The sequence below is a fragment of the Aeromicrobium sp. genome, assembly GCF_037719875.1.
Taxonomy (GTDB): domain Bacteria; phylum Actinomycetota; class Actinomycetes; order Propionibacteriales; family Nocardioidaceae; genus Aeromicrobium.
In genome coordinates this window covers 122,478-137,852 of record NZ_JBBJMJ010000008.1, presented here as the reverse complement: position 1 = coordinate 137,852, position 15,375 = coordinate 122,478, and the positions used below count along the sequence as shown (strand labels likewise).

Sequence of the window (15,375 nt, the reverse complement as noted above, 5' to 3'; positions counted from 1 at the left end):
TCACGACCAGGTTCGTCTGGCCGGCCGCGATGTCCTCGCGCAGCCGTCGAGCTGTGGTGACGTGCACCGGAGCCCCGACGTCGTGCAGCACGATCCGGTGTCGCGCGGCGAGGAGCTGCGGTGCGCTGATCCCGGGCAGCACGTCGTGGTCGAGCTCCAGCCGCGTCGCGAGCCCCTCGACGATGCGGATGGTCGAGTCGTAGAGCGACGGGTCGCCCCACACGAGGAAGGCCGCGGTCCCACCGCGCTCGCGCAGCACCTCCTCGTAGCGCAGCGCGGCCTCGTGATCGCGCACGGCCCGGAGGTCGGCCGGGTCGGCGCGGTCGCGCGGCGGGTCCGGGACGGCGACCAGCTCCGGCGTACGCCGCAGCGATGGCCGACGGGCAACGAGCAACCCGTCGGTGCCGACTGGGGGCGCCCTTGTCCGCCGCAACGACGTAGTCGCAAGACCACAAGGCGTCGGCCACCTCGGGGTGATGTGCTGCGGCCCCATGCCGACCCCGGGACCCAGACCTTCTGCGGGGGCCACGTCCTCGGAGTCGCCCTCCACCTCGAGGTAACCTGCTGCATCGCGGCCATGACTCGGGGTCCGGCTCGGCTTGAGACCACGCTCGGCAGCTTCGTGCCGTCGCTCGACGATGCCGCGCAGCCCAAGGGTTGGAGGTGCGCAGGAGGCCTGGTTGGTCTCGTCGAGGACGTATTCGGTCGCCAGCTTCTCGTACATCCAGTCGTGCACGACGCCGGCGGTGGCGTCGAAGCCGAAGAGGTAGTCGACGGTCGCAGCGGCTCGAAGGCGCCCTTGTAGCCGTGACGCTGCATCGCTGCGATCCAGCGCAGGTTGGCCCGCAGGCGGAAGCTCGCGCGTCTCCTCGGCGAGGGTGCGGGTGCGGACGGCGTCGAAGTGATCGCCGACGTAGGCCTTCGGTTCGTGCCGGTGAGCGCGCGGACCGTGGTCATCGCCGTGGTACTGGAAGTAGTCGTCGGAGTCGGCGATGTCATGCTCACGCGTGTCGACATTCTTGGCGGCGACCGCGATGCGCCGATAGTTGGCTCGCATGTCGTCGGCCGCGGGCGCCCCGTCGAGGTCCCGGCCGTATGCGAAGCCTCCCCAGGCGGTGTAGACCTCGGCCAGGTCGTTGTCGTCGCGCCAGTTGCCGGCCTCGATGACCTGCAGGATGCCGGCACCATAAGAACCTGGTTTCGAGCCGAAGATGCGCGTCGTGGCCCGGCGCTGGTCACCGTGCTCGGCGAGATCACGCTGGGCGTGCGCGCGCACGTAGTTGCGGTCATCGGGCTCGTCGAGCTCAGCGACCTGGCGGATCGCATCGTCGAGGATCGCGATGACGTGCGGAAACGCGTCGCGGAAGAATCCGGAGATCCGCACCGTGACGTCGATCCGCGGCCGACCGAGCTCGTCGAGCGGGACGATCCGCAGGCCGTTGACCCGGCGTGATGCCTCGTCCCACTCCGGTTCGACGCCGATCAGGGCCAGCACCTCGGCGATGTCGTCCCCGGACGTACGCATCGCTGACGTGCCCCACACCGAGAGGCCGACAGAGCGGGGGTGCTCGCCGGTGTCCGCGAGGTGGCGCTCGATCAGCGAGTCGGCCATGGCCCGGCCGGTCTCCCACGCCAGGCGGGACGGCACGGCCTTGGGATCGACGGTGTAGAAGTTGCGCCCGGTCGGCAGCACGTTGACCAGCCCGCGCAGCGGCGAACCTGACGGACCGGCCGGGATGAAGCCACCATCGAGGGCGTGCAGGACAGCGCCGATCTCATCAGTGGTCTTCGCGAGTCGGGGGACGACCTCGTTGGCGGCAAACTCCAGGATGCTGATGACGGAGGGATCGCCATGAACCGTCGAGGCCGTCGAGGCATCCCAACCGGAATCCTCCATGGCCTGGACCAGCGCCTTGGCCTGGGTCTCGATCGCGTCGACCGCGGTCGTGGCCGCCCCCTCCTTGAGGCCGAGGGCCGCACGCAGCCCCGGTAGCGAGCCGGTGTCGCCACCCCAGATCTGGGTCGCCCGCAAGATCGCGAGCACGAGATTGACCCGCGCCTCACCCTGCGGCGCCTGGCCGAGGATGTGCAGACCGTCCCGGATCTGAGCGTCCTTGACCTCGCAGAGCCAGCCGTCGACGTGCAGGATGAAGTCGTCGAACGCCTCGTCGTCGGGGCGCTCCTCCAGCCCGAGGTCCTGGTGCATCTGGGCGGCCTGCATCAGGGTCCAGATCTGGGCCCTGATGGCGGGCAGCTTGGCCGGGTCCATCGCTGCGATGTTGGCGTACTCATCGAGCAGCTGCTCGAGCCTGGCGATGTCGCCGTAGGACTCGGCGCGTGCCATCGGGGGGATGAGGTGGTCGACGATCGTGGCGTGCGCCCGCCGCTTGGCCTGCGCGCCCTCGCCGGGGTCGTTGATCAGGAAGGGATAGATCAGGGGCAGGTTGCCGATCGCGGCATCCGTGGCGCACGAGGCGGACAGCGCGGCATTCTTGCCCGGCAACCACTCCATCGAGCCGTGCTTGCCGAGGTGGACCACGGCATGCGCGCCGAAGCCCGCCTGGTCGACGCCGGCCTCGAGCCAGCGGTAGGCCGCGAGGTAGTGGTGCGAGGGCGCCATGTCGGGGTCGTGGTAGATCGCGACAGGGTTCTCCCCGAAGCCGCGTGGCGGCTGGATCAGGATCACCAGGTTGCCGGCCTGGATCGTGGCCAGCACGATCTCGTGTTGGTCATTGACGAACAGCTCGCCCGGGGCCGCCCCCCAGGTCGCGGTCATTGCCTCCTGCAGGGCAGGATCGAACGCTTCGAACCACTCGGCATACTGCTCCGCGCGGATGCGGATGTGACTCTGGCTCAGCTGTGCACCCGTCAGCCATTCCTCGTCCTGGCCGCCAGCGGCGATCAGCGCGTGGATCAACGTGTTGCCTGCCTCGGTGTCGTCCTCGAGGTCGAGGCCCGGCACAGCGCCGGGCGCCCCGAGGTCATAACCCTCGTCGCGCATCGCGCGGAGCAGGCGGATGGCCGACACCGGGGTGTCGAGCCCAACCGCGTTGCCGACGCGGGAGTGCTTGGTCGGATAGGCCGAGAGCATGACCGCGATCCTGCGATCCGAAGGGGCGATGTGGCGCAGCCGCGCATGGGCCACCGCGATGCCCGCGACCCGGGCGCTCCGCTCGGGGTCGGCGACATAGCGCGGGAGGCCGTCCTCGTCGATCTCCTTGAACGAGAACGGCGCCGTGATGATCCGCCCGTCGAACTCGGGGATCGCGATCTGGCTCGCCGAGTCCAGCGGAGTGACGCCGTCGTCGGAGGCCGCCCAGTCCTCGCGGCTCGAGGTCAGGCAGAGACCCTGCAGGATCGGGATGTCGAGGGCCTTCATGCGCTCGACGTCCCAGGCCTCGTCGTCACCGCCTGCGCTCACGGTGCCGGGCTTGGTGCCGCCGGCCGCGAGCACCGTGACGACCAGCGCGTCGAGCCGGCCGAGCTCGACGAACAGGTCATCGGGTGCCGCGCGCAGGGAGGAGGAGAAGATCGGCACGCCGTACGCCTCGCCGGTCGCATCGATCGCGTCGGCGAGGGCATGCGCGAATCCGCTGTTGCCGGAAGCCTCGTGCGCCCGGTAGTACAGGATGCCGATCTTGGGCCTCGAGGAACGCAACTGACGTTCTTGAAACTCGAGCCCTGCTTCGGCGAGATGTTGACCTCGCTGAGGAACTCCCCATTCGGGAAGGACCGCAGGTGGCTCGAAGCCCTCGCCGGTCAGCAGGACGGTGTCGGACAAGAAGGCGTGCAGCTGGGCGAGGTTGGCCGGGCCGCCCTCTGCCAGATAGACGTGGGCGTCGGCGCATACGCCGATCGGCACGGTCGACTGCTCCATCAGCTCGGCGTTGGGGGTCTGCTCGCCGCCGAGGACGACCATCGGCTTGCCCGTCGCGCGGATGCGGGCGAATCCCTCGCAGAGGTCCTGCGGAGATCCGAGGATGCGCGCGACGACGAGATCCGCGGCCTCGATCGCCGCGGCCATGTCCTGGTGCCCGGGGCGGGACGGATTGGCATATGTGTAGTCGGCCCCACTCGCACGGGCCGACAACAGGTCGGTGTCGGACGTGGACAGCAACGCGATGCGCGTCATGTTCCTCCTCGGGGTTCACGCCCCGCGTGGTGGGAGTCGCCGCGGTCAGTGTCTGGCTTGGCCTCTCGGCCTTTTCACAGTGGCGGAACCGCCTCGGACTTGCACCGAGTTCCTGGATCCGCGGCGAGCGGATGCCGTCAGCCTACTCGCGGGCGGCCGGCACCAGCACATGCACCGGTCATCGCGCAGTGGCACGATGAGTGCTGAGCGCCGTCGACGAGGAGGCCATCATGAGCTGGATCGGACCGGCCGCCAAGAAGGGCAGCAAGCTCGCCGTCAAGTACGGCCCGCAGGCCAAGATCGCGTGGGAGCGGGCTGGCCGGCCGGCCGCCGAAGCAGCCGCCAAGAAGGCCCAGGCTCAGCTGCAGCGGCGCAAGGCCTTCGCCAAGGCCGCGACGATCGTGGGCGGATCCGTCCTCCGACAGATGCACCAGGGCGAGCCCATCTACGTCGTGCTGGCAGCAGGGGAGCCCGTGGAGGCCTTCCCAGCCGTCGACATCGGCCTCCCGACGTTGATCAAGGATGCTGACCTCAGCAAGGCGACGACCTCGGAGGAGTTCGAGGCCCGACGCGTCAAGGCACGAGTCGAACGCGCCCGAAACCGTCCGCGCGGGAAGTAGCCGCCGGGTCACTCAGGACGCGCATGTCACCATGATCCGGTGACGAAGCGCTCCCATCACGACCGTTGCCCTGGCGTGCTGCGTCCGTGGATCGCGGACGACGGTGCGCTCGTGCGGCTGCGGCTCGTCGGCGGCGTCCTGCCGACCTCGTCACTGCGCGCCCTGATCGGGATCGCGCAGGAGCATGCCGACGGCACGATCCACCTGACCAAACGAACCAACCTGCAGCTGCGGGGCATCGCACACTCCGGCGGGTGCGTGCCGGGCGAGCTCGTGGATGCGCTGGCCGGGGTCGGCCTGTTGCCGTCTGTGACCCACGAGCTGGTCCGCAACATCATGGTGTCGCCGCTGACCGGGCGCAGTGGTGGCCGGGCCGATCTGCGGGCGACGGCCCGCGAGCTCGATCGACAGCTCTGCGCCGATCCGGAGCTCGCAGGCCTGGCCGGACGATTCCTGTTCGTGCTCGATGACGGGCGTGGCGACCTGGCCTCCCGCTCGTTGGACCTCGGCGTGATGGCGATCGACCCCGACACGGTCCAGATCCGCATCGGTTCGCATCACTGGGGCGAGCTGGCAACACGTGAGGAAGCACCCGAGGCCCTGCTGGCCTACGCTCGCGCGTTCCTCCGGATCAACGGCGAAGGCGAGTCAGCCTTGTGGCACCTCGATGAGCTGCCGCGAGGCGGCGCCGAGCTGACCGGCATCCATCACGCACGCGACCTGCGCACCCAGGTCACCGGGCTCCCGCAGCCGTACGGCATCATCGCGCAGGACGACGGCAGCCGTGCCGAGCACCTCGCGGTGCCGGCCGGTCTCCTCACTCCCGAGCTGGCCCAGGCTGTCCTGGCCCGGGCCGGAACCGAGGTGATCGTGACGCCGTGGCGAAGCATCATCATTCCCGACCTGGAGAGCACGTGAATCCCCAACAACCACGTCGCCATTTCGACTACGTCGACGATGGTCCCGCGATCTATGTCGACTCGTTCGCGACGATCCGAGCCGAGGCCGATCTGACGCACCTGCCGGCAGACGCCGAGAAGGTCGCGGTTCGCATGATCCATGCGTGCGGCCAGATCGACCTGACGCGGGACCTCGACATCCATCCCGACCTGGCCCGGGCGGCCCGGGCCGCGCTCGCGGCGGGAGCGCCGATCCTCACCGACGCCACGATGGTGGCCTCCGGCGTGACCCGGGCCCGCCTGCCCGCCGACAACGCCGTGCTCTGCTTCCTGCGTGACGAGCGGGTGCCGGGGCTGGCCAAGGAGTGGGCGACAACCCGGTCGGCAGCGGCGGTGTCACTCTGGGCCGATCAGCTCGACGGGGCCGTGGTCGCGTTCGGCAATGCGCCGACAGCACTTTTTCACCTGCTCGAGATGCTGCTGGACGGAGCGCCACGGCCCGCCGCGATCATCGGCACTCCGGTGGGGTTCATCGGGGCGGCCGAGTCCAAGCAGGCGCTGGCGTCGCTCTCGCTGGGGATCCCCTACCTGACGGTGCACGGTCGCCGCGGCGGGTCGGCGATGGCTGCGTCGGCCCTCAACGCCCTGGCTCAGGAGCGGGAGTGACCGGGCGCCGCGGCACAGGACGGCTCTATGGCGTCGGGCTCGGTCCCGGCGACCCCGAGCTCATCACCCGCAAGGCCGCCCGGCTGATCGCCGAGGCCGACGTCATCGCGTTCCACGCCGGGGTCGGCAAGCAGTCGAACGCTCGCCGGATCGCCGCCGACCTCATCCCGGCCGGTGTCATCGAGGAGGAGCTCCGCTATCCCGTGACCACCGGGACCACCGAGCACCCCGGTGGCTACGCCGGCGCCATGGCGGAGTTCTACGAGCAGTCCGCATCCCGACTCGCCGTGCACCTCGAGGCCGGCCGCACCGTCGTGGTGCTCGCCGAGGGCGATCCGCTGTTCTACGGGTCCTACATGTACATGCACGACCGGCTCTCGGACCGCTTCTGGACCGAGGTCGTGCCGGGGGTCACGTCCTTTGCGGCGGCGACCGCGGCAGTGGCCTTGCCGCTGGTGCGGCAGACCGACGTCCTGACGATCCTGCCCGGCACGCTGCCCGAGGCCGAGCTGGCGCGGAGACTCGCCGACACCGACGGTGCCATCATCATGAAGCTCGGGCGCACCTTCCCGACCGTGGTCTCGGCGCTTCGCCAGGCCGGCCGGCTCGACGGGGCCCTGTATGTCGAACGGGCCTCGATGCCCGAGGAGCGGTGGCTGCCGGTCGGCGAGGTCGACCCGGCCACCGTGCCGTACTTCTCCCTCATCGTCGTCGCGGGTGACACCAGCCGGTCGCGGCGGGACGAGAAAATCTGGTCTTGTCCGCAACGGTGCAGCCAAAACCAGATTTTCTCGTCCCGCCCCTGCTCATCGTTGGGCTCGGACCCGGGCCGGACAGCTGGATCACCCCCGAGGTCTCCGAAGCGCTGGCCGGTGTCCAGCACGTCGTGGGCTATGCGCCCTACGTCAACCGGGTCCCGCAACGCGAGGGTCTCACCCGACACGCGTCGGGCAACACCGTCGAGGTCGACCGGGCCCGGCTGGCCCTCGATCTCGCGAAGAGCGGGCAAAGCGTCGCAGTCGTGTCCGGTGGCGATGCGGGCATCTTCGGCATGGCCGCCGCTGTCTTCGAGGCGGCCGAGGACGAGGAGTATGCCGAGGTGCCGATCCGGGTGCTGCCCGGGCTGTCCGCCGTGCAGGTTGTCGCGGCCCGTGCCGGCGCGCCGATCGGTGGCGACTTCGCGGTCATGAGCCTGTCGGACCGGCTCAAGCCATGGTCGCTGATCGAGCAGAGGCTGCGCGCGGTGGCCGGTGCCGACCTGGTGCTTGCGATCTACAACCCTGCCTCGCGATCACGCACGACCCAGGTCGCCGACGCACAGGCCATCCTGCTCGAGCATCGCTCGGGTGACACCGTTGTCGTGATCGGCCGCGACATCGGGCGTACGGAGGAGTCGCTCACCGTCACCACGCTCGCCGAGCTCGAGCCCGACTCGATCGACATGAAATGCCTGCTCCTGATCGGTGCGAGCAACACCCGGGTGACCGCGACAGGTCAGGTCTGGACCCCGCGCTTCACCGACTGACCCGGGACGTCATCACGGCAGTGCCAACGCGCACACAGGTGGGATGGCGTCACGGGTGGCGACGCGAGCGATCACGAGCGGGGTCATAGAGATGGGACTCCCCGCCGCGTACGTCCTCGGCGAGCGCCTGACCGACGAGGATCACTGCGGCCTGACGCAGCCCTGCGCCCTCGACCTGCGCGGCGATGTCGCCAAGGGTGCCGCGAAGGACGACCTCAGTCGGTTGGCTCGCGTTGGCCACGACCGCGACCGGGCAGTCGGCGCCGTAAGACTCGGCGAGCTCGTCGACCAGTGCACGGGTGCGCGTGATCGCGAGGTGCAGGACGAGCGTCGACCCGGTCGATGCAAATCTCGCCAACGCCTCACCCGATGGCATCGCCGTCGACCTCGCCTGGGTGCGGGTGAGCACCACCGACTGGACCACTTCGGGCACGGTCAGCTCAGCACCCAGGAGGGCTGCTGCGGCTGCATAGGCCGGCACCCCGGGCGTCACGTCCCACGGCACACCCTGCGCATCGAGCCGCTTGGTCTGCTCGTGCAGTGCGGAGTAGATCGACGGATCGCCGGAGCACAGGCGTACGACCTCGAGCCCGGCCGTGTGCGCATCGACGATGCGCTGCGTGATCTGGTCGAGGTCGAGGTCCTGGGTGTCGATGAGCTGCGCATCACTGGGGCAGTGGCCGAGCACGGCGTGATCTATGTAGGTGCCGGCATAGATGCACACGTCCGCTGCACGGAGCAGCGCGACCGCTCGCAACGTGATCAGGTCGGCCGCTCCCGGTCCGGCACCGACGAAGTGAACCGTCATCCCTGGCCCTTCGTCACGGACCACTGCGTGATCGCCCTCGATGGGGTCCAGCCGGTGAACGACCCGATCGATTCGGCGTGCTCGACGTGGAGTCGGGTCAGCTCGCCGCCCTGCTGCGCAAAGCTCACGGCCAGGACGGCCTCGGTCTCGAGGGTCACACCATGGATCACGAGGCGACCGCCGGGGCGGAGCGCGTCCCAGCAGTCGTCGATGAGTCCGGTCTCGGTTGCACCACCACCGATGAAGATTGCGTGCGGCCGCTCGAGCCCGGCCAGCGCCTCGGGAGCCCGGCCCGTCACGACCTCGAGCCCCGGCACGCCCAGCGTCAAGGCATTGCCGGCGATCCGCGCGGCCCGGTCCTCGCGCGCCTCGACCGCGATGGCGCGACAGGTCGGGTGAGCGCGCATCCACTCGATCGCGATCGATCCAGCCCCGGCACCGACATCCCACAGCAGCTGGCCGGGCATCGGGATGAGGCGGGCCAGCGCCGAGGCACGTACGTCGCGTTTGGTGATCTGGCCGTCGTGGTCGAAGGCGTCCTCAGGGAGTCCTGCGGTGAAGCCCAGCGCACGAGCGCCCGAGCTGACCAGGTGCACCGCGACGACGTTGAGATCGGGGGACCTCTCGGCACCCCAGGTTGCAGCGACCCCGTCCGTATGCGATTCGGTGTCCGAGCCAAGGTCGGCCAGCACGGTCATCGGACTCGCTCCGTAGCCCGCGGCCGTCAGCAGCGAGGCGACCTCGGCCGGAGTCGAGCCGTCGGAGGACAGCACCAGCAGCCGCAGTCCGGGTGCGAGGGAGCGCGCTACGAGGTGTGGATCCCGGCCGACCAGCGTCACGACCTCGGTCGACTCGGCTGACCAGCGCATACGAGCCCGGGCGAGCGCGACCGACGACAGCGCCGGGACGACCTCGACCGCGTGGGACCCCAACACCTCGACGAGCGTCGAAGCGATGCCCGAGACCAGCGGATCGCCCGAGGCGAGCGCGACGACCGTGCGCCCGTCGTGCTTCGCGAGCAGCGCGGGGAGTCCCTCGCGCAGCGGTGACGGCCATGACTCGCGGGTCTGGCCATCGGCGGCCGGCACCATCTCGAGGTGCCGCTCACCCCCCAGCACGACGTCGGCGGACTGGACCAAGGCCTTGGCAGCACTCGTCAGCCCTGACCAGCCATCGGCGCCGATACCAACGACCGTGACCTGTGGGCTCATGGGCCATGACGCTATCGTGACAACCACAGACTCGAGGTGCCCCATACGCGCAAGCCGCGGGGAGAATCGGGAAGCCGGTGCAATTCCGGCACAGGGCCCGCTGCGGTGACCCGTAACCCTGCAAGGGGAAACCGGGAAGTCCGAAGACCGGCCTCGAGGCTGCCCGGCGGACGCAACCGCGCCCGTCATCGATGGCAGATCGAGCGGGAGCCCCTTATGCCACAGCACTACCCCTTCAGTGCCGTCGTCGGCGCAGGCGACATGGCGCTGGCCCTGACCCTGTCCACCATCTCGCCAGCGATCGGCGGGGTGCTGGTCCGCGGCGAGAAGGGCACGGCCAAGTCGACCATGGTCCGCGCCCTCGCGGCTGTCCTACCGCCGATCGACGTCATCGCGGGCGATCGGTTCTCGACCGACCCGCACGAATCGACTCCGTTGTCGCCGGACGGCCCGTTCGCCGCTGATGTCGACGTCGAGACCCGGCCCGTACGCCTGGTCGAGCTGCCGGTCGGCGCCACCGAGGACCGCGTGCTCGGATCGCTGCACCTCGAGAAGGCGCTGTCCGAGGGCGTGACCGAGTATGAGCCGGGGCTCCTGGCCCGCGCTCACCGCGGCATCCTCTATGTCGACGAGGTCAACCTGTTGCACGACCACCTCGTCGACCTGCTGCTCGACGCCGCAGCGATGGGCCGGTCGACGGTCGAGCGTGACGGGGTCTCGGTCGAGCACGCCGCTCGGTTCGTCCTGGTCGGCACGATGAATCCCGAAGAGGGCGAGCTCCGCCCGCAGCTGCTCGATCGCTTCGGCCTCACGGTCGAGGTCGCGGCGCCGAGGGATCCGGCAGCACGGGTCGAGGTCGTACGCCGCCGGCTCGCATACGAAACCGATCCTGACGCGTTCGGTGAGCGGTTCGCCGACGACGAGGCGGCGCTGACCGCGCGCATCGAGGGCGCGCAGAAGCTCGTCGAGCAGGTCGACCTGACCGACTGGGCGCTGCTCAAGATCGCTGAGGTCTGCGCGGCCTTTGAGGTCGATGGCATGCGCGCCGACATCGTCACCGCCCGCGCCGCCGCCGCTCACGCCGCATGGCACGGGCGTACCGTCGTCGGACGCGAGGACATCCGCGCAGCGGCGCGGCTGGCCCTGCCGCATCGCCGCCGCCGCAACCCGTTCGACGCCCCCGGCATCGACGAGGACCTGCTGGACCAGATCCTCGGCGACGACGAGCCGCCCCCGCCACCAGAGGGCAACCGGGAGGAGTCCCAAACCGCCGAGCCCGACTCCAAGCCCGACGCCAAGCCCGACGCACCCACCGGCGGCGCCGCCGACGGCGCTGAGAGTGACACTCTTGATGCGACACGCCCCGAAGATCCTCAAGAGCGTCACTCCCAACGGGGAGTGGAGGGTCCCTCCGCGGGTGAGGACACCGTCGCGGGGGCGCAGCAGCCCTACCGCCCCCGCCTGTTCACGGTCGGCGGCACCGGCGCGGGCGAGTCAGGCCGGCGGTCCCGGGCGATCACCGAGACCGGTCGGCGCATCGGTGCTGCCCGGCGTACCGGCCAGGGCGGCTCGATCCACCTCATGGAGACGATCCGCGCGGCGGCACCACATCAAGTCGCCCGCGGCCGTCTGGGGCAAGGCCTTGCGTTCGAGTCCGACGACCTGCGACTCGCCGTCAAGGAAGGGCGCGAGTCCAACCTGATCCTCTTCTGCGTCGACGCGTCGGGCTCGATGGCGGCCCGCAAGCGGATGGAGCAGGTCAAGACCGCGATCCTGTCGCTGCTGATGGACGCCTACCAGCGCCGCGACAAGGTCGGCCTCATCACGTTCCGTCATGACAGCGCCGAGCTGGCACTTCCCCCGACCGGCTCGATCGACATCGCCGCGACCAGGCTGGCCGAGCTGCCGGCCGGTGGGCGTACGCCGCTGGCCGAAGCGCTGCTCAAGACCACCGACGTGCTGCGGCTCGAACGCGTGCGCGATCCACGTCGGCGGCCACTGCTGGTCGTGATCACCGATGGCCGAGCGACATACGGCGACGACGCAACCGGTCGTGCTCACCAGGTCGCGAAGCACCTGGGTGCGACCGGCGTCGCGAGCCTGGTCATCGACTGCGAGACCGGGCGGTTCCGGATGGGCCTGGCCCACCATCTCGCAGAGCACCTCATGGCGGAGTACGTCCCGCTCGGCGAGATCAACGCCTCAGCACTGACCGCCCTCGTGAAGGGAGCGGCCTGATGCCCCAGGGCCAGCCACTCACTGTCCCCGACGACGGCCTCACGACCAAGGAGCGTCGCAACCGGCCGCTCCTGATGGTCCACACCGGCGACGGCAAGGGCAAGTCCACCGCCGCATTCGGCCTCGCCGTGCGCGCGTGGAACCAAGGTTGGGACATCGGGGTCTTCCAGTTCGTCAAGTCCGCCAAGTGGCGCATCGGCGAGCAGACCGTGCTCGAGCGACTCGGCGAGCTGCATGCCGAGACCGGCGAGGGCGGCCCGGTCGAGTGGCACAAGATGGGCTCCGGCTGGTCGTGGTCGCGCAAGGAAGGCTCGACCGAGGACCACGCCGCCGACGCGATCGAGGGGTGGGCCGAGATCAAGCGGCGCATCGCGGCCGAGACGCACGACCTGTATGTCCTCGACGAGTTCACCTATCCCATGCAATGGGGCTGGATCGATGTCGACGACGTCCTGGAGACCTTCAGCAACCGGCCCGGCCGCCAGTACGTCGTGGTGACCGGCCGACGCGCCGATCCTCGCCTCGTCGAGATCGCCGACCTGGTGACAGAGATGCAGCACATCAAGCATCCGTTCGATCACGGCCAAAAGGGCCAGAGGGGCATCGAATGGTAGGCCTGCCCCGCCTCGTCATCGCGGCTCCCGCCTCAGGTCACGGCAAGACGACCGTCGCCACCGGCCTGATGGCCGCACTGTCGCGCGCGGGGCACCAGGTCTCGGGCCACAAGGTCGGCCCGGACTACATCGACCCGGGCTATCACGCCCTCGCCACCGGCAGGCCCGGTCGCAACCTCGACCCGCACCTCGTCGGAGAGCATCGGCTCGTTCCGCTGCTCCTCCACGGGGCTCGCGGCGCCGACCTCGCGATCGTCGAGGGTGTCATGGGCCTCTATGACGGGCAGATAGGTGGCGACGGGTTCGCCTCGACGGCTCACGTCGCCACCCTCACGCGTACGCCCGTGGTCCTCGTGGTCGACATCTCGCACGCCTCGCGCTCGATCGCCGCGGTCGTGCAGGGGATGATCGCATTCGACCCGTCCGTACGGATCGTCGGCGTGATCCTCAACAAGGCCGGATCCCCCCGACATGCGACGGAGGTCGTGAGCGCGCTGGAGTCGACCGGCCTGCCAGTGCTCGGCGTGCTGCAGCGCGACGACGGCATCGTGGCACCGTCACGTCACCTCGGACTCGTCCCGGCCGCAGAGCGTGCCGATGCCGCCCATGCCCTCGACCGGCTCTCCGCCCAGATCGCCGACAGGGTCGACCTTGCCCGGTTGCTCGAGCTGGCCCGCTCGGCGCCGGATCTCGATGCCGAGCCGTGGGACGCCGCAGCCCAGGTCAGCGCACCCTCCGACAGGCGCCCGGTCGTGGCGATGGCCGGCGGCCGGGCGTTCACCTTCCGCTACACCGAGACCGAGGAGCTGTTGCGCGCAGCCGGGTGCGACGTCGTCACTTTCGACCCGCTCCTGGAGGACGCGCTCCCCGTGGGCACGGCCGGCCTCTATCTGGGAGGCGGATTCCCCGAGGTGCACGCCGCCGGGCTCGCCGCCAACGAGCCGCTCCGGTCCGCGCTGCGGACGGCGGTCGACTCGGGCCTGCCGACCGTCGCCGAGTGCGCGGGTCTGCTCTATCTCTGCCGCACGGTCGACGGATCACCGATGGTCGGCGCGCTCGACGCCGACGCCGTGATGACCTCCAAGCTCACGCTGTCCTATCGAACGGCGATCGTCCCGGCCGATCAGCTCGGCGGGTCCGCGGGCACCCGTGTCACGGGTCATGAATTCCACCGGACGACAGTCACCCCGGCGGCCGGCGAGCCTGCCTGGCTCGTCGAGGGCAGGCCGCACGGCTTCGGCTCCGCGACGCTGCACGCGTCCTACCTGCACACCCACTGGGCCGGCCACCCGCACATCGCCCAGAGGTTCGCCGACGCCGTCCACGCACATGACCCAACCACTGCCCGACGGGAGATACAGGTCCGAGCGAAGCGAGGACACACGCCTGCGCGAAGCGCAGCCGAGGCGGAGCCTCGGGGCAGGCCGGAGGCCTGGGCGTGGCATGGGGACAAGGAGCTTGCTCCAGGTCTGGTCGACTTCGCGGTCAACATCCACGACGACGTGCGCCCCGCATGGCTCGACGACGCACTCCGGAGCAGCCTCGATGACATCGGCGCCTATCCGGACCCCGCCGCCGCCGAGCACGCCATCGCACGCCGCCACTCCCGAGCCGTCGAGGAAGTGCTCACCACCGCGGGCGCCGCCGAGTCATTCAGCCTGATCGCCCGCGCCCGGCCGTGGCGCAGACCTGTCGTGATCCACCCGCAGTTCACCGAGCCCGATGCCGCGCTCCGGGCGGCAGGACACGTCCCGGAGCATGTCCTGCTCGATGCGGACAACGGCTTCACCCTCGAGCCCGGCCGCGTCCCCCATGACGCCGATCTCGTGCTGATCGGCAATCCGACCAATCCCACCAGCGTCCTGCACTCCGCACACACGATCCGTGACCTGGTCAGGCCCGGTCGCGTCGTGGCAGTCGACGAGGCCTTCATGGACTCGGTTCCCGGCGAGCAACACTCACTCGCCGGCGCCCACCTGCCGGGCCTGTTGGTCGTCCGCAGCCTCACCAAGCTGTGGTCGATCCCGGGCATTCGCGCCGGCTATGTCCTCGGCTCGAGGCACCTCCTTGACGACCTGCGGACCCAACAGTCGCCGTGGTCGGTGTCCACCCAGGCGATCGCCGCGATGGTCGCCACCGCCTCTGAACAAGGCCAGGCCGAGGCCGCCAGGCGTACGGCCCGCATCGCGCAGCACCGCGCCGTCCTGACCGACGGACTGACCGAGCTCGGCATCCCCTTCGTGGCACCTTCGGCCCCTTTCGTGCTGGCCAGGATCAGTGCGCATGCCCGCCTCCGCTCAGCCGGCTATGCCGTACGCCGGGCCGACACCTTCCCGGGTCTGGACGGCTCTTGGGTACGCATCGCCGTGCGCCGACCGGACACCACCCGCAAGCTGCTCGCGACACTGCGGATCGAGGGACCATGGAGCTGATCGCCGCCGGGACGCCGGCGCTCGTGATCGGCGGCGATGCCCGTGCCGCCGGACAGGCCGCGACACTGCTCGAGGCCGGAGCGCTCGTCACGGTGGTCGCCCCCACGGTCACCGCGACGATCGAGGACCTCGCGACCAGGGGGCTGATCACCTGGTATGCCCGCGAGCCCGAGCTCGCTGACGTGCAGACGGCGGGCATCGTGCTCACGGCCCACACTCCCGACACCCAC

10 protein-coding genes, 2 pseudogenes and 2 riboswitches are annotated in these 15,375 nt (G+C 70.1%); of the genes and pseudogenes, 9 read left to right on the top strand and 3 right to left on the bottom strand.

Going from position 1 to position 15,375, the window contains the following annotated elements; genetic code table 11:
* Nucleotides 1–4,132 (bottom strand): cobaltochelatase subunit CobN (locus WKF39_RS09965; protein ID WP_340387890.1); only part of this gene is annotated, 4,132 nt, incomplete at its 3' end.
* Between the two features lie 25 nt (nt 4,133–4,157).
* Nucleotides 4,158–4,286: riboswitch (cobalamin riboswitch) on the bottom strand.
* 76 nt (nt 4,287–4,362) lie between these two features.
* On the opposite strand from WKF39_RS09965, the gene WKF39_RS09960 reads away from it, so the two are divergent.
* The 5 genes and pseudogenes from WKF39_RS09960 to cobJ all read left to right on the top strand — a co-directional run bounded on the left by WKF39_RS09960 (nt 4,363) and on the right by cobJ (nt 7,842).
* Nucleotides 4,363–4,752, top strand: a complete 390-nt coding sequence (locus WKF39_RS09960; protein ID WP_340387888.1) for a hypothetical protein — start codon at nt 4,363–4,365, stop codon at nt 4,750–4,752.
* Nucleotides 4,753–4,791: 39 nt separating this feature from the next.
* On the top strand, nt 4,792–5,670 hold the full coding sequence (locus tag WKF39_RS09955; RefSeq protein ID WP_340387886.1) for a nitrite reductase: 879 nt from the start codon (nt 4,792–4,794) through the stop codon (nt 5,668–5,670).
* Complete coding sequence (locus WKF39_RS09950) at nt 5,667–6,317, top strand: precorrin-8X methylmutase (protein ID WP_340387884.1); 651 nt, start codon at nt 5,667–5,669, stop codon at nt 6,315–6,317. Before WKF39_RS09955 ends, WKF39_RS09950 begins: the two co-directional genes overlap by 4 nt.
* Nucleotides 6,314–6,982, top strand: a pseudogene (locus WKF39_RS09945) (precorrin-2 C(20)-methyltransferase); the annotation flags it as partial. The gene WKF39_RS09950 and the pseudogene WKF39_RS09945, both read left to right, overlap by 4 nt.
* Nucleotides 6,983–7,086: 104 nt before the next feature.
* A complete protein-coding gene (gene cobJ / locus WKF39_RS09940; RefSeq protein ID WP_340387882.1) occupies nt 7,087–7,842 on the top strand; it encodes a precorrin-3B C(17)-methyltransferase in 756 nt (251 codons plus the stop codon).
* A gap of 49 nt (nt 7,843–7,891) precedes the next feature.
* Here cobJ and cobM read toward each other — a convergent pair whose 3' ends face one another.
* Nucleotides 7,892–8,650: a precorrin-4 C(11)-methyltransferase gene (gene cobM, locus WKF39_RS09935; RefSeq protein WP_340387880.1), complete on the bottom strand. Its 759-nt coding sequence runs from the start codon at nt 8,648–8,650 to the stop codon at nt 7,892–7,894.
* Nucleotides 8,647–9,861, bottom strand: a complete 1,215-nt coding sequence (cbiE, locus tag WKF39_RS09930; protein WP_340387878.1) for a precorrin-6y C5,15-methyltransferase (decarboxylating) subunit CbiE — start codon at nt 9,859–9,861, stop codon at nt 8,647–8,649. Before cbiE ends, cobM begins: the two co-directional genes overlap by 4 nt.
* 17 nt (nt 9,862–9,878) lie before the next feature.
* Nucleotides 9,879–10,032, top strand: a riboswitch (cobalamin riboswitch).
* 45 nt (nt 10,033–10,077) lie between these two features.
* Between cbiE and WKF39_RS09925 the strand changes: the two genes are divergently transcribed.
* The 4 genes and pseudogenes from WKF39_RS09925 to WKF39_RS09910 form a co-directional block, all read left to right on the top strand.
* Complete coding sequence (locus WKF39_RS09925; RefSeq protein WP_340387876.1) at nt 10,078–12,099, top strand: magnesium chelatase subunit D family protein; 2,022 nt, start codon at nt 10,078–10,080, stop codon at nt 12,097–12,099.
* On the top strand, nt 12,099–12,713 hold the full coding sequence (cobO, locus tag WKF39_RS09920) for a cob(I)yrinic acid a,c-diamide adenosyltransferase (RefSeq protein WP_340387875.1): 615 nt from the start codon (nt 12,099–12,101) through the stop codon (nt 12,711–12,713). Before WKF39_RS09925 ends, cobO begins: the two co-directional genes overlap by 1 nt.
* Nucleotides 12,707–15,145, top strand: a complete 2,439-nt coding sequence (locus tag WKF39_RS09915; RefSeq protein WP_340387873.1) for a cobyrinate a,c-diamide synthase — start codon at nt 12,707–12,709, stop codon at nt 15,143–15,145. The genes cobO and WKF39_RS09915 overlap by 7 nt, the downstream gene beginning before the upstream one ends.
* A pseudogene (locus tag WKF39_RS09910) lies at nt 15,136–15,375 on the top strand (NAD(P)-dependent oxidoreductase); the annotation flags it as partial. The gene WKF39_RS09915 and the pseudogene WKF39_RS09910, both read left to right, overlap by 10 nt.